21 protein-coding genes and 1 pseudogene are annotated in these 25,135 nt (G+C 67.5%); 3 read left to right on the top strand and 19 right to left on the bottom strand.

Annotated elements, in window-relative coordinates; translation table 11 throughout:
- Positions 1-9 precede the first annotated feature (9 nt).
- On the bottom strand, positions 10-1,251 hold the full coding sequence (locus tag HWX31_RS24935) for a diaminopropionate ammonia-lyase (protein WP_174960849.1): 1,242 nt from the start codon (positions 1,249-1,251) through the stop codon (positions 10-12).
- 182 nt (positions 1,252-1,433) lie between these two features.
- Between HWX31_RS24935 and HWX31_RS24930 the strand changes: the two genes are divergently transcribed.
- On the top strand, positions 1,434-1,910 hold the full coding sequence (locus HWX31_RS24930) for an Lrp/AsnC family transcriptional regulator (RefSeq protein WP_174960848.1): 477 nt from the start codon (positions 1,434-1,436) through the stop codon (positions 1,908-1,910).
- Between the two features lie 160 nt (positions 1,911-2,070).
- Here the strand turns inward: HWX31_RS24930 and HWX31_RS24925 are convergent, their stop codons facing one another.
- From HWX31_RS24925 to HWX31_RS24845, 17 genes are all read right to left on the bottom strand, one after another.
- On the bottom strand, positions 2,071-2,427 hold the full coding sequence (locus HWX31_RS24925; RefSeq protein ID WP_174960846.1) for a hypothetical protein: 357 nt from the start codon (positions 2,425-2,427) through the stop codon (positions 2,071-2,073).
- 182 nt (positions 2,428-2,609) lie between these two features.
- On the bottom strand, positions 2,610-3,032 hold the full coding sequence (locus HWX31_RS24920) for a hypothetical protein (RefSeq protein ID WP_174960844.1): 423 nt from the start codon (positions 3,030-3,032) through the stop codon (positions 2,610-2,612).
- 5 nt (positions 3,033-3,037) lie between these two features.
- Positions 3,038-3,448, bottom strand: a complete 411-nt coding sequence (locus HWX31_RS24915) for a hypothetical protein (RefSeq protein ID WP_174960842.1) — start codon at positions 3,446-3,448, stop codon at positions 3,038-3,040.
- Positions 3,445-5,604, bottom strand: coding sequence for a type VI secretion system Vgr family protein (locus HWX31_RS24910; protein ID WP_174960840.1), 2,160 nt, complete (start codon positions 5,602-5,604; stop codon positions 3,445-3,447). The genes HWX31_RS24915 and HWX31_RS24910 overlap by 4 nt, the downstream gene beginning before the upstream one ends.
- A 557-nt stretch (positions 5,605-6,161) precedes the next feature.
- Positions 6,162-7,880, bottom strand: coding sequence for a tannase/feruloyl esterase family alpha/beta hydrolase (locus tag HWX31_RS24905; RefSeq protein WP_174960838.1), 1,719 nt, complete (start codon positions 7,878-7,880; stop codon positions 6,162-6,164).
- A gap of 28 nt (positions 7,881-7,908) precedes the next feature.
- Positions 7,909-9,048, bottom strand: a complete 1,140-nt coding sequence (locus HWX31_RS24900) for a porin (RefSeq protein WP_174960837.1) — start codon at positions 9,046-9,048, stop codon at positions 7,909-7,911.
- A 62-nt stretch (positions 9,049-9,110) separates the two neighbouring features.
- The gene (mhpT, locus tag HWX31_RS24895) at positions 9,111-10,310 is read right to left on the bottom strand and encodes a 3-(3-hydroxy-phenyl)propionate transporter MhpT (RefSeq protein ID WP_174960835.1); all 1,200 of its coding nucleotides are present in this window, start codon (positions 10,308-10,310) and stop codon (positions 9,111-9,113) included.
- Positions 10,311-10,466: 156 nt separating this feature from the next.
- Positions 10,467-12,383 (bottom strand): feruloyl-CoA synthase, encoded by a 1,917-nt coding sequence (locus HWX31_RS24890; protein WP_174960833.1) that lies wholly within the window; start codon positions 12,381-12,383, stop codon positions 10,467-10,469.
- A 10-nt stretch (positions 12,384-12,393) separates the two neighbouring features.
- Positions 12,394-13,842 carry an aldehyde dehydrogenase gene (locus tag HWX31_RS24885; protein WP_174960831.1) on the bottom strand — a complete coding sequence of 483 codons (1,449 nt, stop codon included), beginning with the start codon at positions 13,840-13,842 and terminating at the stop codon, positions 12,394-12,396.
- Between the two features lie 37 nt (positions 13,843-13,879).
- On the bottom strand, positions 13,880-14,710 hold the full coding sequence (locus HWX31_RS24880; RefSeq protein ID WP_174960829.1) for a p-hydroxycinnamoyl CoA hydratase/lyase: 831 nt from the start codon (positions 14,708-14,710) through the stop codon (positions 13,880-13,882).
- 185 nt (positions 14,711-14,895) lie between these two features.
- Positions 14,896-15,396: a MarR family winged helix-turn-helix transcriptional regulator gene (locus HWX31_RS24875; RefSeq protein WP_174960827.1), complete on the bottom strand. Its 501-nt coding sequence runs from the start codon at positions 15,394-15,396 to the stop codon at positions 14,896-14,898.
- 59 nt (positions 15,397-15,455) lie between these two features.
- Positions 15,456-16,367 carry an SMP-30/gluconolactonase/LRE family protein gene (locus HWX31_RS24870; protein WP_174960825.1) on the bottom strand — a complete coding sequence of 304 codons (912 nt, stop codon included), beginning with the start codon at positions 16,365-16,367 and terminating at the stop codon, positions 15,456-15,458.
- Between the two features lie 63 nt (positions 16,368-16,430).
- The gene (araH, locus tag HWX31_RS24865) at positions 16,431-17,450 is read right to left on the bottom strand and encodes an L-arabinose ABC transporter permease AraH (RefSeq protein WP_174960823.1); all 1,020 of its coding nucleotides are present in this window, start codon (positions 17,448-17,450) and stop codon (positions 16,431-16,433) included.
- Between the two features lie 35 nt (positions 17,451-17,485).
- Positions 17,486-19,015 (bottom strand): L-arabinose ABC transporter ATP-binding protein AraG, encoded by a 1,530-nt coding sequence (gene araG, locus HWX31_RS24860; RefSeq protein WP_174960822.1) that lies wholly within the window; start codon positions 19,013-19,015, stop codon positions 17,486-17,488.
- Positions 19,016-19,035: 20 nt separating this feature from the next.
- Positions 19,036-20,040 carry an arabinose ABC transporter substrate-binding protein gene (locus HWX31_RS24855; protein WP_059610621.1) on the bottom strand — a complete coding sequence of 335 codons (1,005 nt, stop codon included), beginning with the start codon at positions 20,038-20,040 and terminating at the stop codon, positions 19,036-19,038.
- Positions 20,041-20,179: 139 nt separating this feature from the next.
- Positions 20,180-21,109, bottom strand: coding sequence for a dihydrodipicolinate synthase family protein (locus HWX31_RS24850; protein ID WP_174960819.1), 930 nt, complete (start codon positions 21,107-21,109; stop codon positions 20,180-20,182).
- Between the two features lie 28 nt (positions 21,110-21,137).
- Positions 21,138-22,889 carry an IlvD/Edd family dehydratase gene (locus HWX31_RS24845; RefSeq protein ID WP_174960817.1) on the bottom strand — a complete coding sequence of 584 codons (1,752 nt, stop codon included), beginning with the start codon at positions 22,887-22,889 and terminating at the stop codon, positions 21,138-21,140.
- A 116-nt stretch (positions 22,890-23,005) separates the two neighbouring features.
- Between HWX31_RS24845 and HWX31_RS24840 the strand changes: the two genes are divergently transcribed.
- Positions 23,006-23,956, top strand: coding sequence for a LysR substrate-binding domain-containing protein (locus HWX31_RS24840; protein WP_059618577.1), 951 nt, complete (start codon positions 23,006-23,008; stop codon positions 23,954-23,956).
- Here HWX31_RS24840 and HWX31_RS24835 read toward each other — a convergent pair.
- Positions 23,938-24,372, bottom strand: a pseudogene (locus HWX31_RS24835) (DUF6306 domain-containing protein); the annotation flags it as partial. The gene HWX31_RS24840 and the pseudogene HWX31_RS24835 sit on opposite strands and share 19 nt — an antisense overlap.
- A 323-nt stretch (positions 24,373-24,695) precedes the next feature.
- On the opposite strand from HWX31_RS24835, the gene HWX31_RS24830 reads away from it, so the two are divergent.
- Positions 24,696-25,100: a GlcG/HbpS family heme-binding protein gene (locus HWX31_RS24830; RefSeq protein ID WP_059610626.1), complete on the top strand. Its 405-nt coding sequence runs from the start codon at positions 24,696-24,698 to the stop codon at positions 25,098-25,100.
- Positions 25,101-25,135 lie beyond the last annotated feature (35 nt).

The raw sequence follows: 25,135 nt of genomic DNA, 5'->3' as shown, positions 1-25,135 counted from the left end.
CGATGCCCGTTACACGGCGACGGCGGCTGCCGTGCGATCCAGCCAGTCGCGCTGGCGCGCCAGCACGGCTTCGGCCGATTCGCCGACGCATTGCCGGTAGACCGACGGCGCCGTCGCCCCTTCGGTACTGATCGCGAGCACGCGCGACGTGTCGTCGAGCCCCGCCGCGCGCGCATGTTCGCGGTCGCGCATCAGCGCGGCGAGCCCCGCGAGACCGGCCGCGCCCGATTCGCCGATCACGAGCGGCGCGTCGCGGCCGGTGCCCGTCGCGAAGCGGCGCATCGTGCGCACCGCATCGTCGTCGTCGATCAGCAGGAAGTGATCGATGCACGGCTCGAGGAAATCCCACGCGAGCGGCGACGCTTCGCCGCACGCAAGGCCGGCCATCACCGAATCGACGGCGCCGGTCGCCTTCGTCGCGCGGCCCGCGAGCGCGCTTTGGTACAGGCAATCGGCCTGCCGCGGTTCGACGACGATGAAGTGCGGCCGCCGCGCGCCGTGACGCTCCCACAGATAGCTTGCGACCCCGGCGGCCAGTCCGCCCACGCCGCCTTGCAGGAACACGTGCGTGAACGCGGGCGCGCCGGGCGTGTCCGCCGCCTGGCCGACGAGTTCGGCCGCGATCACGCCGTAGCCCTGCATCACGTCGCGCGGAATCGCCTCGTAACCATCGTATGACGTATCCGACACCACATGCCAGCCGTTTGCATGCGCGAGCTGCGCGGCGCGCACGACCGATTCGTCGTAGTTGCCGTCGATCCGCACGATCTCCGCGCCGTGCGCGGCGATCGCGCGCTCGCGTTCGACGCCGACCTTCGCATGCAGGACGATCACGCAGCGGCAGCCGATCGAGCGCGCCGCCGCGGCCAGCGCGTTGCCGTGATTGCCGTCCGTCGCGCTGATCACGGTCAGGCCGGCGAGCAGCGACGCGTGGCGGCCTGCGATCAGGTCCTTCGGGTCGAGGTCGTGCGTGCGCCACAGGCGCTTTACCAGACGCAGCAGCGCGACCGGCGCGCCCAGCGCCTTGAAGCTGCCGAGCGGCGAGCGGAACGACTCGTCCTTGACCGCGAGCCGCGCGACGCCGAGTTGCGCGGCGGCGTCGGGCAGGTCCCACAACGGCGTCGGCGTGGCGCCGAGGAGCGGCCAGTTCGACAGCCACGCGCCGCTTTCGTCGGCGGTCGCAATGTTCAGCACGCGCCGCAGCGCGTCGGGATAAGGGGCGCGTGACGACCGGGGATTGGCGATCAGCATGGCAGGCTTGCTCCGGAGTGGCGGCCTCGGCAGAGGTCCGTCGGTTGAGTCGCAGCGGGAAAGCGCCGGTTGCGCCTGCCCTCGATGAGCAAAATAATATTGCGCAGGCTGGTTAATAAAATCCCCAACTGAGCCAGCTTTGCGCAACAATTTCTCACTTTGGCGAGGCTTCACGCGAAATCATGACCACCTCTCTCGATGCGTTCGATCGCAAGCTGCTGATGGAAGTCCAGCGGGATGCGCAGACGCCCCAGAACGAACTGGGCGCGCGCGTGAACCTGTCGACGGCCGCGGTGAACCGGCGGCTGCGCCGCCTCGCGGAAGACGGCGTGATCGAGCGCTACACGGCCGTCGTCGCGCCGGAGAAGGTCGGATATGCGCTGACGATCGTCGTCAACGTCGAGATGGAGAGCGAGCAGATCGACCAGATCGATGCGATGAAGCGGACTTTCGAGCGGTGTCCGCAGGTGCAGCAGTGCTACTACGTGACGGGTGAGTGGGATTTCGTGCTGATCCTCACCGTGCGGGATATGGATCAGTACAACGCGCTCACGCGGCAGCTGTTCTTTTCGAACAACAACGTGAAGCGGTTCAAGACGCTGGTGAGCATGGGGCGGGTGAAGGTGGGGTTGGGGGTGCCCGTTGATCTGGAGGCGTGATTCTCGATCCAGTCTCGTGCAGCTGAAGCATCTATCGCTCTGATTGCACGGCGACCTGCCCAGATTCTGGCTAGTCGGCAATGTCACCAGACTGCTGACGCCAATCTGTTGGCCGATTTTGACGATCCGAAGATACGTGCGGGGAAACGCGAATCTTGCGTCATCGTTGCGTCTCCTGGGTGCGGTCGATATCTTCGATGCACAGCGTCGCGATCTGCCATCGGTTTTCGACCATCAGCCACAATTCAAAAAAATCACATTGACTGACGATCTCTCCGTTTCTCTTGATCCATGCCGAACCTGATACGGTGACCCAGTGATCGTGTTTTTTCATCTCGGCGACTGTTTCCCCGAACTCGACAACATTTGCCCTCTTGCTCGGAAACTTTGCCCGACTTCTCTCAATGAATTCTATCTGCTCTGATTTGGATATCAGCTCGCCATTTCTCTTTACAAAGAATAGGGGAGCCTCCAGATACGCGAGCCAATCCGTCTCCCCATTGAAATAGGCGTTCAACCATACTTCCCTTATCTGCTCCAGCGTATATTTTTCATTCATACCGCAACAAGATATTCAGTAGACGTTGCATTTGCGAGGAAAATCCGATCCGATTGAGCCAGAAGGTTGCCACTCCACGACAGCATATGCCTATGAGACAGATCCGAATTTATGCAGAGCAAAACAGGCGACGTAAATATTTACCTTCCATGATTTTTAACTGCGTGTAACCGGCGCTTCATCGCACGGTCATACGCCTCAAAGCGCCGCCATGTATCGGCCCACCGAACACGGGGCCGCTTACGACGCGGGTTCAGCCACCACGGCGAACCACTTTTCACATACCAGCGCCAGATGGCTTCGTCATTGATGGTGTATTCGTGATCGGGACACACCCCATCCAAGACATCCTCAAAATGCAACATCCTCGCAACGTGCCATTGCCGCATGCAACATAGCTCGCCCGTAATCAATCCGATTGCCGCACCCAGGAAAATCAGTGATAGTTGCAGCAGCAACGGCGACCCAATCTCCTTCGAGGAAAACCATGTTATGGCGTTCATGACGCCAACATCGGCAATCAAAAATAGCCAGATCAATAATAAGCGTGCAGAAATGAACATGGCAATCACCCGAAGTCACGCCAGAATCGATCGATATGCAATTTGTGCGTTACCAGCCGCATAACAATAGAAAGCACGAAAAACAAGGCGATCATGCAAGAAAAGAGGGTATGCCCTGTCGACCATCCGCCATCGCCAGGCAAAAAAAGCAAGATCGCACCTAACAACATGCTCAACGCCGCGAATTCGTAGAACGGAAACAGGCTGTAGTTGTAACTCGCTTTCCACGGCACCTTCACGGGTGTCGATTCCTTCGCGGCCAGATTGAGCGCGATGCCATCGCCGTGAGGCAGGGCCAGCAGTTGCGCCCCCTGTCCGTAATGCGCCATCTTCGCCGCCAGCGCCTGTAGCAACCAGCGCGCCACCGGAGACTGCTGCCCTGCCGCCTTGTCCAGTGCGTGCTCAACTGTCTTCAACCCGCTCTCCTTGATCGCACCCATCGTCGCGTGTTGCGCCAAGCCTTTGAGGCGGCTGTGCCAGAAATGCTGGATGCGTTCACGCGGAACCTGCTCGGCATTGAGCAGCAGTGAGAGGGAATGATCGACGCGATCAGGCTCATACCCTTCCGCGCAAACAGTGACAACAGACCGCCCGCAGCCGCAGTGATCTGTTTGAGCCCGCTTAAGTGGATGCCTTTCTTCGCGGTCCCGATGATCGAACCATCGGCGGCGAGTTGCACGCCGTCGCCCGAGACCACGCCAACGGATCCCGGCGCGGTGATGACCGCATCGGGCCTTTTCAATCCGTCCAGCCCGTCGTTGATCGCCTTTTGCTCCTGGGTATCCGCAGGCGATGCCTTCGACGCCTCGGCCGACTTCGCCAGCGATTCGGCAAGCGCCAACATTTCCTTGAGTTGCGCGATCGTCTCGGCCATATCAAGCTGCTTGCCCTCGCCGCCCGGCCGGTCGTAGGCCGTCACCATCACACCCGCGCCGCCTCGCGCGACCGCATGCCCTGAAGTCCGCAGTTCGGCACCCGCGCCTCGCTGGTTCAGTGCGCGGTCCACCATATGGCCGAGATGGAGTTGCGAGCGACCGGAGTGCTCCGTACCGAGTTCGATGCCTTCCTGATTGTCCCAATCGTCCATCCAGAACTTGTTGCCGGATTGCGTTCGGATTTCGTTACGCGACATGCGCCGTCGCGATGAATTAATCAGGTCGGGACGCTCACTATTGTGGATAAAGGCCACAATAAAGGGCTTATTCGGATTGCCTTCGCGAAAGCCGATCAGGGCTTCGTCGCCGTCCAACGCGGGCATGTGCATGCCCGTATGGTTCTTGCCTGCGAACGGCTTGGCGAGCCTTAACGGAACGCTTTCCCCGCCCTTGGGCCAGTTGCCGAAGTCGCAGTGAAACCGCACAACGTACTCGCCTTTGTCGGTCAGGTAGGCGAATTTGTACTTGTCCGGTGACGTAACAGTCGCGCCTAGCGTGCCGGGGATTTTCGGCCACCGACGCTCGTCAATTTCCCGCCGGTATGGGCGATCAGCCGGAATCGCGGTGAAGCTGTTCACGTAGCTCGCGTTCCGCGCGCCGCGGTGCACGACCGTTGTCACAAACATGGCCGCGTCCGCATCCTCAAGCGCCCGATCAGACTGCACGATACTGCCGGGCCGGATCGCCAGCACGGTCGACTCCACCGAGTAATGAATCTGACTGGCGCGTGCCGCTTCGTGGCGCAACTGCGCCTCACGCTTGGCCCCGTTGGCATCGTCGTGATGCGTGCCCCAGACGTAGGGCTTGCCGATCACGGTCTCGTCGTCCGATACGACGCGGTCCTCGTCACGGAAGCGCTCCCACGCCTGCTCGGGGTTGTAGTCAGCAACCACATAGGATTCCGGCACGACGCGCGAGCGGACCTTGAAGGAAAAGATCGATTCCTCGAAGGTCGCCAGCCCGGCAGTGGGACGATCCAGTACGGGTATTGCGGGGCGCAGATAGCCGTCAACGTCGTCCGCGATCACCAGCACGTCGCCATGCTCACCGGCCTTTGTGTAGCAGTACAGGCCCGCTTGCTCCATCTCGAGCTTGATGTAGTCCCAGTCGCCCATGTTGTACTGGAAACGGAACGGGTGCTTGGGATGCTCACGGCGCAGATTGAATTCGATCTGCATCCAGAAGCGGAGGTCGTAACGCGCCAAAATCTCCTTGATGATTTCCCACGAGGCCATTCCCTGGTACGTGGCGCAATTGCTCGGGCCGTCCATGACGGCCAGATGCTGGCGCATCACAATACGGTACGTGTAACCATCACGGGATTCCGATACGGAGTCGAACTGCGTCACAAAGCCGGCAAATTCGCGCTTGGTGCGTCCGTCCTCGGGCTGAACCGAAAATTTCGCGAGTTGCCCGAGCACCGTCTTTCTCGGAATCGCAATCGGCGTGGTAACTACCGCCTTAACACTGTACGGCTCGCAGATCGCCTCGCGCACGACCCACGATACGACCGACACTGTGGGCACGGGAGGCAGCTCGCCCGTCGCCGGATCGCGCTTCGGCTTGCGCCGCATCAGCTTCAGATGCGCGGATTGCCGCCCCGTCAGATTTCTTGTCACACGGTCGAATTCCACCATGCTGATCCTCTCGATCTCCCGCCGTTTTCATATTGCGTACGCACTGGCCTATGCGCATCCGGTCATAGTGCATTGACCGGCTTCCACCCGGCATCCGATGCCCCCGAATCCAGACAAATGGAACTTTCCGGTGCGGATAAATTGCCCAGATTCAATCATCCCTTTATCACACGACACATTCGCATGACGAATCATCGGAAAATAACACAGGCACCCGCCATTCGCGATCGAATATTACATTTATAGTTATCGATTGTTAAATTCGATTGGCAGTCAAACGATGCAGGAATTCAGACTTGTTCTAAAAACGGAAAGCGAAAATGAGACTAAAACTCACCTCGCGATACACATCTTTTCATTATTTTTTGGGCGGGCCACCCGGAGTCCCTTGCCACGAGGCGATCCGGGTTGCGGCGTGATTTCCTGAGCGTCACGTCGCACCTTGATGTGGCCCGCGTAATTCCTTGATTTTTAAGATGGCGAAAAGTTGTCCATAAGGATATGACTCAAACCACGGATTTTTCATGAATGATTCGGCGCACTCGCCCCGCCTCACGTCACCGACAACTAAAACTCCCCGCCGAATTCACATCCCCCGCCCCGTTATATCGCGCCACTTTCGGATAAGGACACAGCGGCCGCGTCCGCCCCGCGCCCCACGCCGTCGGCACTTCCGCGTTCGGAATCGCATTCGCCGCATCGCGCGCCGTGGCGACGACCGCCTCCGGCACCTGCCCCTGCTCGACCCACGCAACCAGCGGTGTCAGCATGTCGAACTGATCCGCCGCCGGCCCGCCCGAGCAATGGTTCATCCCCGGCACCGGATAGAACCGCGCGAAATCCGACGCATCCCCGCCGTTCGCCTGCGCGAGCCGCGCATACCAGCCGCTCGTGTCGTTGAACGAAAACACCGGATCGCCGGTGCCGTGATAGACAAGCAGCTTCGCGCCGCGCGCCTTCAGCGCCGACAGATTCGTCTCGTCGGGCGGCGTCATGAACGACCAAGCGGATTCCGCATACACACCGCTCGTCGCGAAGATCGCCGGCGCGTCGTTATCCATGTCGAAGCCGAGCGCAAAACCGGGCAGGTTCGCGAGCGTCGCCGCGGGCTTCGGCGGCGTCATGAACGTGAACGCCATCGCGGCCGGGTCGAGCGTGACCGAATTCGACTGCTTCCACGCGGCCCAGCCGCCGCCGGCGATGCCCGGATCGTACGGAAAGCTCGCATACAGCGCCGCGCCCGCGCTGTTGCGCGCGCCCGCGAACACGTTGGCGAGCGCCGTCTTCTGCGCGCCCGTCAGGCACGCGCCGGTGCGCGCGCCGTTCGTGCAGATCGGGATGTCGGCGTCGACGCTGAAATGCGCCTGGCACGCGGCGACGTCCTGCACCATGCCGTCCGCGACGCCGTCGAGCGCGTCGCATTTCTCGACGATCTTCGCGCCGACGAACTGCCGCTCCGCGTCGGTGAAGCCGCTGCGAAGGTCCGGCAGCCCGTTCGCGCCGGTCGCCGACGCGATCTTCGCGAACTGCTGCGCGCCATACATCTCGCCGATCGCCGCCTTCGGCAGATGGAAGCCCGGATCGCCGGCGACGATCCCGTCGTAGTCGGCCGCGTTGCGCACCGCCGTCACCATCGCATGACGCCCGCCGTTCGAGCAGCCGCCGAAATAGCTGCGGTCCGGCCCCTTCCCGTACGCGACGCGGATCACCTGCTTCGCCATCGGCGTCAGCGCATCGACGGCCGCGTAGCCGTAGTCGCGGCGCGCCTGCGGGTCGAGCCCGAACAGCGGATTCTGCGCGGCGCTGTGCCCCGAATCCGAGCTGATCACCGCGAAGCCCAAGTTCAGCGCATTCGTCAGCGGCCCGCCGCCGCCGACCTCGCCGGTCGCCGTCAGCACGTTGCCGTCGAGGCCGCCGTTCGCCTGGTAGAAGAAGCGGCCGTTCCACGCCTTCGGCAGGCGCATCTCGAAGCCGATCGCGTAGGTCTTGCCGTCCACGGGGCTCACGCGCTCGTTCATCTTCCCGGCGATCACGCAGTGTTCGGCGATCGGCTTGCCGGCCACCGTCAGCGCGCCCGCGGCGGCGGTCGTCACCGACGTGAACGACGTGTTCGCATAAGCGAGCCGCGCGGCGAGCGCGTCGCAGGTCTGCGTCATCGCGGCCGGCGTCGCGGCGCTCAAATGCGGGGAAGCCGGCGAGATCGAATCGTCGCCGCCGCAGCCGGCGAGGATCGCGGCGGACAGCGGCGCAACGCAAAGGAGTACAGATTTATTCATGGTGTCTCCGTTTCGTCAGGAACGTGACTCAGAACAGATGCTTGACGCCGACCATCGCGCCGAGCTGGTTCATCCCGGCGCCAGGCGTCGTGCCGGGGCCGCCGCCGCTGACCGCATAGCGCGCGTGCGCGCTGTTCCACAGATACGAGGTCTGCGCGTAGACCGACGTGCGCTTCGACAGCGAGTAGGTCGCGCGCAGCGTCGCCATCGTCGCGCGGGTGTCGTGCGCGGTGTTGACGATCCGGTAGCCCTGGCCGTCGACGGTGAACAGCGGCGTGAACGCATACGACGCACCGACGAAGAACAGGTCCGAACGTGCGCCTGGAGCTGCAGGCGCCTCGGTCGTCACGCGCCGCCCGAGCCAGCCCGCGCCGATGCGCGCACGGCCGACGTTCACGTAGCCGCTGACGTGCGTGCGCGCATCCTTGTCCGCGCTGGTCGTGAAGGCGGCGGGCGCCGCGCCGTCGAAGAAGTTCGCCGCCGCGTTCGCGCCGCCGCGCTGCTCCTCGTACGACGCGGCGACGCCGAACAGCGCGCTGTCGTACTTGAGCATCACCGACCAGTCGCGGCAATCGACCGCGTGGCCCGGCACCTGCCCCGCGCACGTGCCCTGCCCCGGCGAATTGCCGGTGCCCGCGCCGTCGCGGCCGAACGAATAGCCGGCGCCGAACGTGAAGCCCCGGTAGTTCGCCGTGTACGTGACCGCGTTGTCCGCGCGGCCGTTCGGCACGTAGGCGTCGAGCGAACCGAGGCCGTAGATGTCCGGGCCGACGATGTCGGCGCCCTGCAGCGCGAGGTAGGTCATCATGTACTGGCGGCCGAACGCGAGCGTGCCGAAGCCGCTCTTCAGCCCGACGAACGCCTGCCGGCCGAACAGCCGGCCGCCCTGGCCGAGATCGCCGCCGCGCACGTTGAAGCCGCTCTCGAGCACGAACACCGCCTGGTAGCCGCCGCCGAGATCCTCGGTGCCGCGCAGGCCCCAGCGCGACGGCAGCTCGCCCGTCACGGCGGGCATGCGCACCACGTGGTCGCCGGCCGCGTTCGCGTGCGACACGTATTCGATGCCGGTGTCGATGATCCCGTACAGCGTCACGCTCGACTGCGCATGCGCGCTCGCCGCGGCCAGCGCGCATGCGCCGGCCGCCAGCAGGGCCTGGGTGTTCTTCATGATGGTGTCTCCGAACCTGTGTCGATGTCGCGCTCTGATGGCGCTCGTGGATGAAACGAAATTCAGTCGCGCGCCTGCGGCCGCCCGATCAGCAGCCATGCGGCGACAGCGGCAATGAGCGTGACGGGGATGCTCGCGCCGATCACGACCGGCGCGCTGCGGCCCATCGCGAGCAGTTGCGCGGCGGCGAGCGGCCCGACGACGGAGCCGAGCCGGCCGACCGCGACCGCGGTGCCGACACCGGTGCCGCGCATCGCGGTCGGGTAGTAGATCGCGGCGAGCGCATACAGCACCGACTGGCCGCCGATCACGAACATGCCGGCCGCGAACGCGGCCGCCGCGAGCGACGCGAAACCCGGCGCGGCCGCGAGCGCGGCGAGCGACAGCACGATGCCCGCATACATGCCGCCGACGACGCGCGTCGCGCGCATCCGGTCCATCGCCGCGCCGATGCCGAGCGCGCCGAGCCCGCCGCCGACGTTGAACGCGATCTGCACGAGGCCGACGTGCGCGCGGTCCAGCCCGCGCGCCGCCATCAGCGACGGCAGCCAGTTCAGCAGGAAGTACAGGACGATCAGCGTGCAGAAGTAGCTGACCCACAGCGCAAGCGTGGACAGCGTGCGCCCGCCGCCGAACAGCGTGTGCGCGACGCTCGTGCGCTCGGCGCCGGCGACGCCGAGATACGCGCGCGATTCGGGCAGCAGGCCGATCAGGAGCGGCACGAGCAGCAGCGGCCCCACGCCGCCGACGTAGAAGATGTGGCGCCACTCGGCGTCCCCCGCCAGCAGCACGCCGATCAGCGACGCGATCACGCCGCCGAACGGAATGCCGCAATACATCGCGGCGACCGCGCTGCTGCGCGCGCGCGGCTCGACCGCTTCGGACGACAGCGCGATCAGGTTCGGCATCGCGCCGCCGAGCCCGATTCCGGTCAGCACGCGCACGGCCACGAGCATCGCGAAGCTCGACGCCTGCGCGGTGGCGATCGACAGCAGCCCGAACAGCGCGACCGACGCAATCAGCACGCGCTTGCGGCCGAACCGGTCCGCGAGCCGGCCGCCGAGCATCGCGCCGGGCAGCAGGCCGAACGTGCCCGCGCTGAACGCGACGCCCATCTGCGACACCGTGAGCCCGAATTCGTGCGCCATGCGCGGCGCGGCGACGCCGACCGACTGCAGGTCGAGCCCTTCGAGCAATGCGATCGCGAAGCACAGCGCGAGGGTCGTCGCGATCGCCGGCTTCTCTGCAACATAGGTGTTCATTTTGTCTCCAGTCCTATGCAAATCCCATCTGCGCGTCCGCCGCCGGCCAGAGGCTGACGAACGCGCCGTCTCCTGATCGTGCGGCAGCCTTTATCAGGCTGCCTGATTCCATGGCCGAAAAAAAACCGGTCGGCAACGCACCCGACCGGCCGATGCTCAAGCGTGGATCACATCCGGGTCGCCGGCCGCCGGATCGCCGGCCGCAGGATCGCCTGCCGTCGCGTCGTAAAGCGCCTCGATCACCGCCGCGCGATGCTGCTGCACGGCCGCCTGGTTCAGCGAGCCCTTGTCGGTGACTTCGCCGAGATCGAGCGACGGCGGCGACTCCATCACGCGGATGCGCGCGACGAACGTCGAGCTGCCGGTCGCGCCGCGATTGAGCCGTTCGAGCCACGCAGCGAACGCCGCGCGCACGGCGGGCGCACGCAGCACGTCGGCCACCGCCGCATCGGCGCCGAGCCCGGCCAGCGCCCGGCACGCGTCGACGCGCGGAAACACCAGCAGGCCGATGTCGTCGCGATTGAGCCCCGTCACGACCACGTCCTGCACGTATGGCGCGCCGGTGGACACCGCCTGCGCACGCAGCGGCCCGACGCTGACGAAGGTGCCCGTGCTCAGCTTGAAATCCTCGGTCAGCCGGCCGTCGAACTGCAGGCCGAGCTCGGGTCGCGCCGGATCGGCGAACGTCGCCGCGTCGCCGCTGCGGTAATAGCCTTCGTCGTCGAACACGTCGCGCGGATCGACGTCCGCGTGCCAGTAGCCGCGCATCACGTTCGGCCCCTTGAAGCGCAGTTCGAGCTTGCCGCCGCACGGCGCAAGCTTCACGTCGCAGCCGGGCGCGGGCAGGCCGATGTAGCCCGAGCGCATCAGCGGGCCGGTCGTGAACAGGCACGACGGCGACGTCTCCGTCATCCCGAGCCCCGCCATGATCCGGATGCGTTCGCCGCAATGCGCTTCGGTCACGCGGTCGAGGCGGTCCCACACCGCTTGCGACAGCCCCGCGCCGCCGAAGAAGAACAGCTTCACGCGCGAGAAAAACGTGTCGCGCAGCACGGCGTCGCGTTCGAGCGCGGCGGTCAGCTCCTCCCAGCCCTTCGGCACGTTGAAGTAGATCGTCGGCGCGATCTCGCGCAGGTTGCGCACGGTCTCGTCGAAGCGGCCCGGCACCGGGCGGCCGTCGTCCAGGTACAGCGTGCCGCCGTTGTACAGCGCGATGCCGAGGTTGTGGCTGCCGCCGAACGTGTGGTTCCACGGCAGCCAGTCGACCAGCACCGGCGGCTCGCGCGTCAGCTCCGGCATCGTCTGGCGCAGCATCTGCTGGTTGCTGCACAGCATCCGGTGCGTGGTCGGCACGGCCTTCGGCTGCTTCGTCGAGCCGGACGTGAACAGGATCTTCGCGATGTGATCGGGGCTGACCGTCTCGTGGATCAGGTCGATCGTGCGCGGCACGGTGTCGAGCAGGCGCGCGAACGGCACGGCGTCGCGCCCGGCGTCGGCACTGCCGCCCTGCGCGACGATCAGCGTCGCGTCGGCCGGCAGCGCCGCATCGAGCGCGCGCGCGAACGCGCCGCCGTCGGCGACGAACACCGCGCCCGGCCGCAGCACGCCGAGCGTATGGCGCAGCTTGCCGTAGTCGGTCGACACGAGCGAATACGCGGGCGAGATAGGTGCATACGGCACGCCGGCCAGCATCGCCGCGAACATCAGCTGCAGGTGTTCGAGATCGTTGCCGGACAGCACCGCGAGCGGCCGCTCGGGCGACAGCCCGAGATCGGCGAGGCCCTGCCCGAGCGCACGGGCGCGCTCGAACATCTGCGCGTACGTGATCTCGATCCAGCGGCCGTCTTCGCCGCGGCGCGCGGCGAGCACGCGGTCCGGATGCGCTTGTGCGCCGTTCGCGAGGCAATCGGTCAGGCGTTCCGGATACGCGCCGAGCGGTTCGAGCGCGTGCAGCCGCCAGGTGCCGTCGCCGTCACAATGGATGTCGGCGTCGCCCTGCGCGACCGCCACCGCGCGATAGCGTGCGCCGCCGGCGTTGCGATCCGTGGCGTGCGAGGTAATCGATACGTTCATCGTTTCCCTCTCAGATCGGATAGTGGCGCGGCGCGGTCTGCACGGTGATCCAGCGCAGCTCGGTAAACTCGGCGATCGACGCGCGGCTGCCGAAGCGGCCGTGGCCGCTCGCCTTCACGCCGCCGAACGGCATCTGCGCTTCGTCGTGCACGGTCGGGCCGTTGATGTGGCAGATCCCCGATTCGATCCGCCGCGCGACCGCCAGCGCCCGCGCGACGTCGCGGCTGAACACGCTCGCCGCGAGCCCGAACTCGCTGTCGTTCGCGAGCGCGACCGCGTCGTCGTCACTGTCCGCGCGCAGGATCGCGACGACCGGCGCGAACGATTCCTCGCGATACAGGCGCATGTGCTGCGTCACGCCGTCGACGATCGCGGGCTGCATCACCGCGCCGTCGATCCGGCAGCCGAGCGGCAGGCGCGCGCCGTGCGAGCGGGCATCCTCGATGAGCGCCGCCGCGCGGGCGGCCGCGCGCGCATCGACCATCGTGCCGAGCGCATGGCCCGCGTGCGGATCGCCGGCGACGAGCGTACGCGCCTTCGCGGCGAGCCGTTCGACGAGCGCGTCCGCGATCGGCCGCGCGGCGATCACGCGCTCGGTCGACATGCAGATCTGCCCCTGGTTGAAGAATGCGCCGAACGCGATCGCGTCGACGGCGGCGTCGAGATCCGCGTCGTCGAGCACGAGCACCGGCGCCTTGCCGCCGAGTTCGAGCAGCACCGGCTTCAGGTGCGCCGCCGCGTGGCGCGCGATGATGCGCCCGACGTGCGTCGAGCCGGTGAAGTTGACGCGCTTCACGTGCGGATGCGCGATCAGCCGTTCGACGAGCTCGGGCGCGTCGTCCGCCGCGTGCGTGACCACGTTGACGACGCCCGCGCCGAGCCCCGCGTCGTGCAGCACCGCTCCGATCAGCGCGTGCACGCCGGGGCACGCCTCGGACGCCTTCAGCACGACCGTGTTGCCGCATGCGAGCGGCATCGCGAGCGCGCGGGTGCCCAGGATCACCGGCGCATTCCACGGCGCGATGCCGAGCACGACGCCGCACGGCACGCGCATCGCGAGCGCGAGATTGCCGGGCACGTCGGACGGGATGACGTCGCCGTCGATCTGCGTCGTCATCGCGGCCGCCTCGCGCAGCATGTTCGCCGCGAGCGTCACGTTGAAGCCGTACCAGCCCGGCGTCGCGCCGGTTTCCGCGACGCCGGTCGCGATGAAGGCGTCGATGCGCGCGTCCATCAGGTCCGCCGCCTTCAGCAGCCGGCGGCGGCGCTCGGTCGGCGCGAGCGCGGCCCAGGCGGGAAACGCGCGGTGCGCAGATTCAACCGCCGCGTCGACGTCGGCGGCGCCCGCGGCCGGTGCGCGCGACGCGAGCGCGCCGGTCGCCGGGTTGAAACGGTCGAAGGTGCGCCCGTCGCGTGCCGCGCACCATTCGCCGCCGATCAGCATCTGTCTGTCGGTCATTGGTGTCTCCAGTCCCATGCCTGCATGGCAGTATCGATCAGCGCTTGTACGCCTGCAGCCCGGGCTTGATCGCCTTGTCGTCGAGGAACTGCTTGAGCCCCTGCTCGCGGCCCCGCTCCGGATCGCGCAGCTGCGCCTGATCGAGCTTCGCGTACAGGTAATCCTCGCACTGCTCCCACGTCAGTTCCCGCGACCGCTTGAAGCCGTGCTTCGCCGCGCGCAGCACGACCGGGTTCTTGTCGAGCAGGCGCGCGGCGAGCGCGATCGTCGCGTCGCGCAGCTCGGCGAGCGGCACGCTGCGGTTCACGAGGCCCATGTCCGCCGCCTCGACGCCGGTGAACGTGTCGCCCGTCATGATGTAGTGCAGCGCGCGGCGATGCCCGACGGTATCCGCCATCGCCTTGCTGACGAGGTTGCCCGGCGGAATGCCCCAGTTGATCTCCGACAGGCCGAACACCGCTTCGTCGGCCGCGATCGCGAGATCGCACGCGACGAGCGGCGAGAAACCGCCGCCGAAGCACCAGCCGTTCACCATCGCGATCGTCGGCTTGCCGTACATCCGCAGGCGCCGCCACTGCCATTCCGACGCGTCGCGCCGCACCTTCTCCTGCAGCGCGTCCGGGCCGCCGTCGATTTCGCGGAAGTATTCCTTCAGATCCATGCCGGCCGTCCACGCGGCGCCCGCGCCGGTCAGTACGAGCACCTTCGCGTCGTCGTCGAACTCGATCGCGTCGAGCACCTGCAGCATCTCCCGGTTGAGCGTCGGGCTCATCGCGTTGCGCTTGTCCGGGCGGTTCAGCGTCACCCACGCGATGCCCGCCTCCACTTTTACCTCGACGGTCTGCCAGCGGTTGTCGTACTTGCTCATGTCTGTTCCTGTGATGTGTTCCAGTGCCGATTCGGTGCGCAGCGCCTCTGCTGCGAACGGCTTCATTTAATATCAGGCTACCTGATATTGCAAGCGACAAAAACGCCGGTGTAAACCCGGATCGGGTGTCCTGTCGGGGATATCCGGGACAGCGAACTACCGGCGGTTTCGTGGGGTCGGGAACGTCAGCCTCGCAGGTTGCGGACGAACACTTCGAGCGCGCGCTGCACGTGCGCGGCGTCGTCGGCGGGGAATTCGCCGAGCATCCGGCTTTCGAGCGGACGCAGCACGGCCTCGCATTCGCGCAGCATCGCCGCGCCTTCGTCGGTCAGCTTCAGCAGGATCACGCGGCCGTGCGACGGATCGGCTTCGCGCGTGACGAAGCCGCGAGCCGCCATCACGCTCATCACCTCGTTCGCCGATTGCGGCGTGATGAACGAGCGCTCGGCGAGCTGCGCGTTCGACGATGCGCCGCGCGCCTCGAGCACCGACAGCGCCGTGTATTGCGCGAGCGTGATGCCGAGCGGCGCGAGCGCGTCGGTCATATGTCGGCGCAGCAGCCGGTCGAGGCTGCCGATCACGTAGGTCAGGCGCTGCGGCGCGCGCGCCTTCGGCTTGTCGCCCGCGGCGCGGACGGCGTTCTTCGCGTTTTTGGAACTCGCGGACTTGGTCGGTGCAGTGCTCATGACGCGGGCCGGATGAAATTGCGGGCCATCTTACCAGCACGCGCGCGCGGCTCACGCGGTCAGCCGCGCACCGCTTGCTTGAACGGGAACCGCGCGGCCTGCAAGCCCGCATACCGCGTCTTCGTAACGAACACGCCGCCCGCATTCGCATCGCTCGCGAGCGCGGCATCGCTCAGCCCGACACGCGCACTCGTCACGTACAGGCGCCCTGCGTCGTCGAGCGCCACGCAGCTCGGCTGCGCGGTCGGCACGGCGATGCGATCGGTCTCGACGCCGTCCGGACCGTAGCGGACGACGCGCCCCGCGCCCCATTGCGCATTCCACAAGCCGCCGTCGCGATCGACCGTCGAACCGTCCGGCTCGCCGTCGGCGTCGGTCAGTCGCGCGAACGGCCGCACGTTCGCGACGTCGCCGTCCGCGCGATAGTCGCAAACAAAAATCTCGCGCGCCGGTGAATCACAGAAATACATCCGCGCTCCGTCCGGCGAAAACGCAATGCTGTTCGCGATCGCGGCAGGCGGCAACGCGAGCCGCTCGAGCGTCAGATCCGGACCGAGCCGATAGAACCCGCCGATCGCACGCGGCGCCGCACCGCCGCCTTCGTCCTTCATCCCGAACACGAGCGCGCCGTGCGGATCGCAGCGGCCGTCGTTGAGCCGCGTCGGCAGCTCGGGCTCGACGTCGACGATCCGCGTGAACGTCTGCCTGCTCAGGTCGAAGAACGCGAGATGCGTCGCGAGCCCGACGAGCAGCACGTCCGGGGCGTCCGTCAGCGCGAAGCACGCGAGCCGCTCGGGCATCGGCCAGTGCGTCGCGCCCGTGCCGTCCGCGCGGCACCGCCACAGCCGCGCGCCTTCGATGTCGACCCAGTACAGCGTGCCGGTCGCATCGCACCACGTCGCGCCCTCGCCGAGCGTGTTGCGGCTGTCCACCAGCAGCGTCGCCCGCGCCGCCTGAATCTGCTGTTGCATGCTGTCTCCGGAATGTCTGCCTGTATTCGCGCGCAGCCGCCCCGACAGCATCCCGCCCCGCCGTCAGATCCGCATCGCACGCCGCTGATTGCGACGATACTGGTCGAACAGCACCGCAAGCAACAGAATGCCGCCCCGTATCAGATATTGGTAAAACGTCGGCACGTTCAGCAGGCTCATCGCGTCCTGCACGGACCCCATGATCAGCACGCCGACGAGCACGCCGGAGATCGTCGCGACGCCGCCCGTCAGCGACACGCCGCCGAGCACGCACGCGGAGATCACGCCGAGCTCGAGCCCGACCGACGTCTTCGGATCGCCGAGGCTCATCCGCGACGCGAGCATCACGCCCGCGAAACCGGTGACGAGCCCCTGCAGCACGAACACCGTGACCTTGATGCGCGTCACCGGCAGCCCCGCGAGCAGCGCCGCCTCGCCGTTGCCGCCGACGGCCAGCACGTTCTTGCCGAACACCGTCTTGCGCAGCAGGAAGCCGAACACGACGAAGCCGACGATGTTGCTCCAGATCGGATACGAGACGCCGAGGAACGCGCCCGAGCCGAGCTCGAAGAAGCGCTCCTCGGAGATCATCACCGCGTCGCCGTTCGACGTGATGAACGCGAGGCCGCGCACGACTTCCATCATCGCGAGCGTGACGATCAGCGAGTTGATCCGCCAGCGCGCGATCAGCACGCCGTTGACGAGCCCGACCGCGCCGCCCGCGAGCACGCCGGCGACGATGCCGAGCAGCACGCTGTGCGTCGCGGTGATCAGCGTCGACGCGACGACGCCCGAGAACGCGACGATCGACGCGACCGACAGGTCGACTTCGCCGAGCGCGAGCACGAACATCATCGTCACGGCGATCGAGCCGATCAGCGTGACCGACAGCAGCAGGCCCTGGATGTTGCGGGGCGTGAGGAAGTCCGGCACGGTCAGCGACAGCGTCGCGAACAGCACGACGAACACCATCACGATGCCGGAGCGGTTGATCAGATTCCACGCGCCGCCGCGCGCGCGTGCCGCCGGCGCAGGCGTGTCGGGGGAAGGGGAAGTGCCTTGAGGTTGCATGGCTTGGCTCATGTCGTGTGCAGGTTTCCGTTCGGGTCTTACATCGGCTAGCGCGGCAGCGCGAGCCTGATCAGCGCATCGGGGCTCGCCTGCGCCTTCGACACGCAGCCGGCGATCCGTCCTTCCTTCATCACGACGATGCGGTCCGACACGCCGATCACCTCGGCGAGATCGCTCGACACGAGGATCACCGTGCGCCCCGCTTCCGCGAGTTCGTAGAACAGGTTGTAGATTTCCGCGCGCGCGCCGACGTCGATGCCGCGCGTCGGCTCGTCCATCAGGAACACGTCGATGCGCTCCGCGAGCCAGCGCGCGAGCACCACCTTCTGCTGGTTGCCGCCCGACAGCGCGCCGATCGGCGTGTCGCCGTCGCGGGTCTTGATCGCGAGGCGCTCGATGTAGCGCCGCGCGAGCTCGCGCTCCTTGCGCGGCGCGAGCAGCACGCGCGCGGGGCTGAAATGCCGGCGCGCGCTGATGTTCAGGTTGTCGGCCACCGACGCGATCGCGACGATGCCGTCCTGCTTGCGGTCCTCCGGGCACAGCGCGACGCCGGCGCGCACCGCGTCGCGCGGGCTCGCGAACGCGACGCGCCGCCCGTGCAGCGCGACGTGGCCCGCGCTCGGGCGCGCCGCGCCGACCAGCAGCTTCATCAGCTCCGAGCGCCCCGCGCCGACGAGCCCGAAGAACCCGACGATCTCGCCGCGGCACGCGCTGAACGACACGGGCTCGGACAGCCCGGGTCCCATCAGCCCGTTCGCCTCGATCAGCACGTCGCCCGCCGCGCGCGGCCGGTAGCCGTACACGTCCGCGATCGACCGGCCGACCATGCTGCCGATCAGCCGGTCGCGGTCGAGCCCGGCGACCGATTCGAAGGTCTCGATGCGCCGGCCGTCGCGAAACACCGTCACGCGGTCGCACAGTTCATACACCTCCTCCATCCGGTGCGTGACGTAGATGATCGCGCGGCCGTCCTCGCGCAGCGCGCGGATGATCCGGAACAGCTGCGCGGTCTCGCGCGCGGACAGCGAGCTGGTCGGCTCGTCGAACGCGATCACGCGCGCGTCGCGCATCAGCGCCTTGCCGATTTCGATCATCTGTCGTTGCCCGATCGACAGGTGCTTGACCGGCGTGTTCGGGTCGATGCGCTCGCCGAGCCGTTCGAGCTCGCGCGTCGCCCGCGCGACCAGCGTGCGCGCGTCGACCACGCCGAGCCGGCTCGGCAGTTGCCCGAGCATCAGGTTTTCCGCGACCGTCAGCTCGGGCACCAGATGCAGCTCCTGATAGATGATCGCGATGCCGGCCTCCAGCGCCGCGCGCGTCGACGCGAAACGCTGCGCGAGCCCGTTCAGCGCCAGCGTGCCGGCCTGCGGCTGGTTCACGCCCGACAGCACCTTCAGCAGCGTCGACTTTCCCGCGCCGTTCTCGCCCATCAGCCCGTGCACCTCGCCCGCACGCACCGACAGCGACACCGCGTCGAGCGCGCGCACGCCGGGAAAGCTCACGGTGATGCCGTCGAGCGCCAGCAGCGCATCGCTGGTGGTCACGGCGTCGGCCCGCGTAATCGTGTCCGTCGTCATCGCGTCCTCGCCGGCCGTCGTCAGATGCCCAGCTCGGCGCGCACGGCCTGCCAGTTGCCGCGCGTCATCAGCTTGCCGCTCGTCTGCGTGTCGGCGGGCGGCGTCTTGCCGTTGCGGATCCAGTCGACGAGGTTCTGCGTGCTGTCCTTGCCGTGGTTCGTCGAGCTGACGGCGATCGTGCCGTAGAAGCCGGTCGGCTCCTTCTTCTGGAATTCGGCGAACGCCTCGCCCGCGCCGTTGATGCCGACGCCGATCACGTCCGCGGCCGGGATGTGCAATTGCTCGGTCGCGCGCACCGCGCCGAGCACGGTCTCCTCGTTCAGCGCATAGACCACCCACTTCTTCACGTTCGGATGCCGCGCGAGCACCGGCGCGGCGGCGCTGAAGCCGCCTTCGTCGTCGGTCGTCTTCTGCGGCGCGTCGAAGATGTTCTCCTTGCGAAAGCCGTTCGCGAGCAGCGCCTGCGTCGCGCCGTCGGTGCGCAGCTTCGCGGTCGGCAGCTCGTAGTTGGTCACGCGCAGCGCACCGACCTCTTCCGGCTTCCAGCCGCGCCGCTTCATCTCGTCGGCGATCGCCTGGCCGACCTGGTTGCCGATCTTGATCGCCGACATCCCGAGATGCGGAACGTTCGCGAGCGGCTTGCCGGACGAATCGACGAGCTGGTCGTCGACGGTCACGAACTTCATGTTGTAGCGCTTCGCGCGCGCCGCGATCGCCGGCCCGAGCCGCACGTCGGGCGCGCAGATCACGAAGCCCTGCGCGCCTTGCGAGCCGAGGTTGTCGATCGCCGCGAGCGTCTTCTCGCCGTCGGGCGTGCCGATCTTCACGACCGTGAAGCCCTCCTTCTGGCCGAGCGCGGACGCCGCGCCCTGCTCGTTGATGAACCACGCCTGCTCGGGCATCTTCACCAGAAAGCCGATCTTGAGCGGCGCGTCGGCGCGGGCGGCGCCCGGCATGCCGAGCGGCGCGAGGCACAGCGCCGCGAGCGCGGCGCGCAGGGTCAGTCGGCGAATCGTGCGGGTCATGTCGTGTCTCCTCTGAGTACGGGTCGTTGTCGACCGTGGTGTAGGTGTAGGTATCGGTGTCGGTATCGTTGTCGTGCGCGACGGCGATGCGGCGGCGGCAGCGTTTTCGCCATGCGCGGCAGCCGCTTGCCGGTCCGCTTCAGCGCGCCCAGCGCAGCACCAGCGGGTCGAGCCGGCGCGCGATTGCGACCAGTTCGGCGCGGGTGTCCGGATGCAGCTCCGGCAGCGGATGGCGCGCGCGCTCGCACGCGATCACGCCGCCTTCGCGCATCAGCGCCTTCGCGGTGAGGATCCCGGACTGGCGGTTCTCGTGATTGATCAGCGGCAGCCACTGCGCGTAGCGCGCATAGGCGTCGTCGATGCGCCCTTCGCGATGCGCGACGAGGATCGGCCGCAGTCCGTCCGGATACGCGCCGCCCGTCATCGCGCCGGTCGCGCCCGCGTTCAGGTCGGCGAGCAGCGTGATCGCCTCCTCGCCGTCCCACGGCCCCTCGACCGCGTCGCCGCCGAGCCGGATCAGCTCGCGCAGCTTGTTCGCCGCGCCCGGCGTCTCGATCTTGAAGTACGCGACCTGCTCGATCTCGCGCGCCATCCGCGCGAGGAACGGCGCGGGCAGCGCGGTGCCGCTCGCCGGCGCGTCCTGGATCATGATCGGGATGTCGAGCGCGTCCGACACGCGCGCGAAGAACTCGAAGATCTGCGGCTCGGGCACGCGGAACGTCGCGCCGTGATACGGCGGCATCGCCATCACCATCGATGCGCCGAGCGCCTGCGCATGCCGGCTGCGCGCGGCGCACACGTCCGAGCTGTAGTGCGACGTCGTCACGATCACCGGCACGCGGCCGGCGACGTGCTCGACGATCGTGCGCGCGAGCACGTCGCGCTCGTCGTCGGCCAGCGCGAACTGCTCGGAGAAGTTCGCGAGGATGCACAGCCCGTCGGCGCCGGCGTCGATCATGAAATCGACCGCGCGCTTCTGGCTCGCGAGATCGAGCGCACCGGTCTCGGTGAACGTCGTCGGCACGACGGGGAAGATGCCGCGGTAACGCGGGGAACGGCTGGAGGTCATGGTTCGGGTTCCGGTCAGGCAGGCACGGTCAATGCGAATGGCTCGGCACCGCCGCGCCGCGCTGGCCGACCAGGAAGTCGAGGTCGCACCCTTCGTCGGCCTGCAGCACGTGGTCGATATAGAGCCGCGCATAGCCGCCCTTGCCGAGCTGCCCGGCGACGCCCGGCGCGGTGGCCGGGTCGACGTCCGACAGCCGGCGCGCCAGCTCCTCGTCGCTGATGTCGAGATGCAGCGTGCCCGCGTCGCAGTCGAGTTCGATCCAGTCGCCGTTGCGCACCGCCGCGAGCGGACCGCCCGCCGCCGCCTCCGGCGCGACGTGCAGCACGACCGTGCCGTACGCGGTGCCGCTCATCCGCGCGTCGGAGATCCGCACCATGTCCTTCACGCCCTGCCGCAGCAGCTTCGGCGGCAGGCCCATGTTGCCGACCTCGGCCATCCCCGGATAGCCGCGCGGCCCGCAGTTCTTCAGCACCAGCACCGAGCTCGCGTCGACGTCGAGCGCTTCGTCGTTGATCGCGGCCTTGTAGTGGTCGAAGTTCTCGAACACGACCGCGCGGCCGCGATGCTTCAGCAGTTCGGGGCTCGCCGCCGACGGCTTGAGCACCGCGCCGCGCGGCGCGAGATTGCCGCGCAGCACGCGGATGCCGCCATCCGCGATCAGCGGCCGGTCGAGCGGGCGGATCACCTCGTCGTCGTAGTTCGGCGCTTCGCGCACGTTGTCCCACAGCGTCCGGCCGTTGACCGTCAGCGCATCGGGATGCGGCAGCAGCCCGCCTTCGCCGAGGCGGCGCAGCACCGCCGGCAGGCCGCCCGCGTAATAGAACTCTTCCATCAGGAAACGGCCCGACGGCATCAGGTCGACGATCGTCGGCGTATCGCGGCCGATGCGCATCCAGTCCTCGAGCTCGAGCGGCACGCCGAGCCGCCCCGCGATCGCCTTCAGGTGGATCACCGCGTTGGTCGAGCCGCCGATCGCCGCGTTCGCGCGGATCGCGTTCTCGAACGCGGCGCGCGTCAGCACCTTCGACAGCACGAGCCCTTCGAGCGCCATCTCGACGATGCGGATGCCCGACATGTGCGCGAGCACGTAGCGGCGCGCATCGACGGCCGGAATCGCCGCGTTGTGCGGCAGCGTGACGCCGAGCGCTTCGGCCAGGCACGCCATCGTCGACGCGGTGCCCATCGTGTTGCAGGTGCCGGCCGAGCGCGACATGCCGGCCTCCGCCGACAGGAAGCGATGCAGGTCGATCTCGCCCGCCTTCAGCGCTTCGTGCAGCTGCCAAACGGCGGTGCCGGAGCCGATGTCCTTGCCGTCGAGCTTGCCGTTCAGCATCGGGCCGCCGGACACGACGATCGCCGGCACGTCGCAGCTCGCGGCGCCCATCAGCAGCGCGGGCGTGGTCTTGTCGCAGCCCGCGAGCAGCACGACCGCGTCGATCGGGTTGCCGCGGATCGCCTCCTCGACGTCCATCGACGCGAGGTTGCGCGTGAGCATCGCGGACGGCCGCAGGTTCGATTCGCCGTTCGAGAACACCGGAAACTCGACCGGAAAGCCGCCCGCCTCGTGGACGCCGCGCTTCACGTGCTCCGCGAGCTTGCGGAAGTGCGCGTTGCACGGCGTCAGTTCGGACCACGTATTGCAGATGCCGACGATCGGCCGGCCGTCGAATTCGTGATCGGGGATGCCCTGGTTCTTCATCCAGCTTCGGTACATGAAGCCGTTCTTGTCCGTCGTGCCGAACCATTGGGCGGAGCGCAGCTTGGGCTTGGTTGCCGACATCGTCTGTCCTGTGTGAGACGGGGATATCGGCGCAGTCTAGGAAGAATTCTGATAACTTGCTAATGACGTTTTCAACGTCTGCCATATCACTTTCGACATAGATATAAACCCGTACGATGCCCGAATCCAGCCCGTGGGAACCCCGCACCCGCCTGAAGACGCGCCAGTTGCTGCTGGTCGTCGCGCTCGCCGACGAAGGCGGCATCCATCGCGCGGCGGCCGCGTTGAACATGACGCAGCCGGCCGCGTCGAAGCTGCTGCGCGAGCTCGAGGAGACCATCGGCGCGGTGCTGTTCGAGCGCCTGCCGCGCGGGATGCGGCCCACGCTGTACGGCGACGCGCTGATCCGCCACGCGCGCGCGGCGCTCGGCAGCCTCGACCAGGCCCGCGAGGAGCTCGCCGCGCTGAAGGCCGGGCGCCTCGGGCACGTCGCGGTCGGCGCGATCACGTCGCCGGGCCTGCGCGTCGTGCCGCCGGCCGTCGCCGCCGTGAAGGAAACGCATGCGGGCATCCACGTGTCCGTCGAGATCGACACGAGCAACGTGCTGCTCGAACGCCTCGCGCAGGACAAGCTCGACGTCGTGCTCGGCCGGCTGTCCGCGGAACACGACAAGCTGCACCTGCGCTACGAGCCGCTGACCGGCGAGCCGGTCGCCGCGGTCGTGCGGCCCGGGCACCCGCTGCTCGCGCGCGCGCCGCTCGCGCTCGCCGACGTGCAGCGCGCCGCGTGGGTCGTGCCGCCGGCCGGCAGCGTGCTGCGGCATCGCTTCGAGCTGATGTTCCAGCGCGCGAGCCTCGCGCCGCCGGCGAACGTGGTGGAAACGGCCGCGCTGCTGTTCATCACGCGCGTGCTGGAGCAGAGCGACATGATCGCGGTGCTCGCGGACGAAGTCGCGCGCTACTACGCGGCGCACGGCATCGTCGCGATGCTGCCGCTGGAGATGGATTGCCGGATGGACGATTTCGGGCTCATCACGCGCACGGACCGACTGTATTCGCCGGCGGCGACGGTGATGGTCGACGCGCTGCGCGCGGTGGCGCGGGAGGTTTACGGCGCGGGGTCCTGATGCCCTTCGCGCAAGCGCGCGTCGACATGCCCGATGTTCTTCTCGTGCGACACGAGCATCAACGTCAGCGCGTGATGGATCTCGGGATTGTCCAGCGTCGGCAGCAGCGCCTGCAGCTTGCGCACGACCCAGCGCTGGCCGCGGTTCAGGAACGCCATCCGCTCGGCCAGGTCGTCGATCGCCATCGCCTTTTCGTAGAACGCGCCGGTCTTGCGGGTCGGTGTCGCGTTCAGCGACCTGATCGCGTCGACGAGCACGCTGCACCAGTGCGCCTCGTCCAGGCGGATGCCCGCGACCAGCCGGTGGAGCTCGGGATCGTGGATCTCGGCTGCCGTCTCGGACGCGACGCGCGCGCCCGCGCGCTCCGCTTCCAGCAGTTCGTCCAGCACCGCGAGCAGCGCGTCGCGCTGCGCGTCGACCGGCGCCGGGCCGGCTTCGCCACGGGTCTGATGTGACATGCGACGTTCTCCATGCAGAAACGGTGACGCATCGGATGCTTCTCGCGACAGGTCACGCGAAAATAGCTCACATTGTGACATATTCGCATGCGCGACGACGGGGCGCGATCGATGGTCCGTGACGCGCGTCAAGGAACGCGCAACCGGCCCGCGCAGCCAGACCCGATTGTCACCGCCCGCATCGGCTGCCAGACTGATCGGCATGGCACGGGCCGCCCGCCCGCGCGCACTGGAGCGAACTGTTCGACACCCCCACGTCAACTGATTCCGGAGCATACGCCATGCAAACCAGACCCGTACTCGAACGCGCCGACGCGGACCGCATGCTGGCCGCCGCCCGCGCTGAAGCCGAACGCCACGGCTGGGCCGTGACGATCGCCGTCGTCGACGACGGCGGCCACCCGCTCGCGCTCATGCGGCTCGACGGCGCGTCGCCCGCGAGCGCGTATGTCGCGCAGGAAAAGGCGCGCGCCGCCGCGCTCGGCCGGCGCGAAACCAAAGCGTATGAGGATATGATCAACGGCGGCCGCACCGCCTTTCTGAGCGTGCCGATTGCGGGCTTGCTCGAAGGCGGCTTGCCCGTGACGGTCGACGGCCAGGTCGCGGGCGCAATCGGCGTGTCTGGCGTAAAGTCCGAACAGGACGCGCAGATCGCCCGCGCCGGCCTACAAAGCGTCGCGGCCTGAGCCGCGCGCGCCCCATCTTTCCCCGGGAGGACTCA

The sequence above is a fragment of the Burkholderia ubonensis genome, assembly GCF_902833085.1.
Classification (GTDB): Bacteria; Pseudomonadota; Gammaproteobacteria; order Burkholderiales; family Burkholderiaceae; genus Burkholderia; species Burkholderia ubonensis.
This window is presented reverse-complemented; position numbering and strand designations above follow the sequence as displayed.

What these genes read in the sequence shown, in the direction of transcription:
- HWX31_RS24935 (WP_174960849.1), bottom strand. Translation starts at nt 1,251, where the DNA reads ATGCTGATCGCCAATCCCCGGTCGTCACGCGCCCCTTATCCCGACGCG.
- HWX31_RS24930 (WP_174960848.1), top strand. Translation starts at nt 1,434, where the DNA reads ATGACCACCTCTCTCGATGCGTTCGATCGCAAGCTGCTGATGGAAGTC.
- HWX31_RS24920 (WP_174960844.1), bottom strand. Translation starts at nt 3,032, where the DNA reads ATGTTCATTTCTGCACGCTTATTATTGATCTGGCTATTTTTGATTGCC.
- HWX31_RS24910 (WP_174960840.1), bottom strand. Translation starts at nt 5,604, where the DNA reads ATGGTGGAATTCGACCGTGTGACAAGAAATCTGACGGGGCGGCAATCC.
- HWX31_RS24905 (WP_174960838.1), bottom strand. Translation starts at nt 7,880, where the DNA reads ATGAATAAATCTGTACTCCTTTGCGTTGCGCCGCTGTCCGCCGCGATC.
- HWX31_RS24900 (WP_174960837.1), bottom strand. Translation starts at nt 9,048, where the DNA reads ATGAAGAACACCCAGGCCCTGCTGGCGGCCGGCGCATGCGCGCTGGCC.
- mhpT (WP_174960835.1), bottom strand. Translation starts at nt 10,310, where the DNA reads ATGAACACCTATGTTGCAGAGAAGCCGGCGATCGCGACGACCCTCGCG.
- HWX31_RS24890 (WP_174960833.1), bottom strand. Translation starts at nt 12,383, where the DNA reads ATGAACGTATCGATTACCTCGCACGCCACGGATCGCAACGCCGGCGGC.
- HWX31_RS24885 (WP_174960831.1), bottom strand. Translation starts at nt 13,842, where the DNA reads ATGACCGACAGACAGATGCTGATCGGCGGCGAATGGTGCGCGGCACGC.
- HWX31_RS24880 (WP_174960829.1), bottom strand. Translation starts at nt 14,710, where the DNA reads ATGAGCAAGTACGACAACCGCTGGCAGACCGTCGAGGTAAAAGTGGAG.
- HWX31_RS24875 (WP_174960827.1), bottom strand. Translation starts at nt 15,396, where the DNA reads ATGAGCACTGCACCGACCAAGTCCGCGAGTTCCAAAAACGCGAAGAAC.
- HWX31_RS24870 (WP_174960825.1), bottom strand. Translation starts at nt 16,367, where the DNA reads ATGCAACAGCAGATTCAGGCGGCGCGGGCGACGCTGCTGGTGGACAGC.
- araH (WP_174960823.1), bottom strand. Translation starts at nt 17,450, where the DNA reads ATGAGCCAAGCCATGCAACCTCAAGGCACTTCCCCTTCCCCCGACACG.
- araG (WP_174960822.1), bottom strand. Translation starts at nt 19,015, where the DNA reads ATGACGACGGACACGATTACGCGGGCCGACGCCGTGACCACCAGCGAT.
- HWX31_RS24855 (WP_059610621.1), bottom strand. Translation starts at nt 20,040, where the DNA reads ATGACCCGCACGATTCGCCGACTGACCCTGCGCGCCGCGCTCGCGGCG.
- HWX31_RS24850 (WP_174960819.1), bottom strand. Translation starts at nt 21,109, where the DNA reads ATGACCTCCAGCCGTTCCCCGCGTTACCGCGGCATCTTCCCCGTCGTG.
- HWX31_RS24845 (WP_174960817.1), bottom strand. Translation starts at nt 22,889, where the DNA reads ATGTCGGCAACCAAGCCCAAGCTGCGCTCCGCCCAATGGTTCGGCACG.
- HWX31_RS24840 (WP_059618577.1), top strand. Translation starts at nt 23,006, where the DNA reads ATGCCCGAATCCAGCCCGTGGGAACCCCGCACCCGCCTGAAGACGCGC.
- HWX31_RS24830 (WP_059610626.1), top strand. Translation starts at nt 24,696, where the DNA reads ATGCAAACCAGACCCGTACTCGAACGCGCCGACGCGGACCGCATGCTG.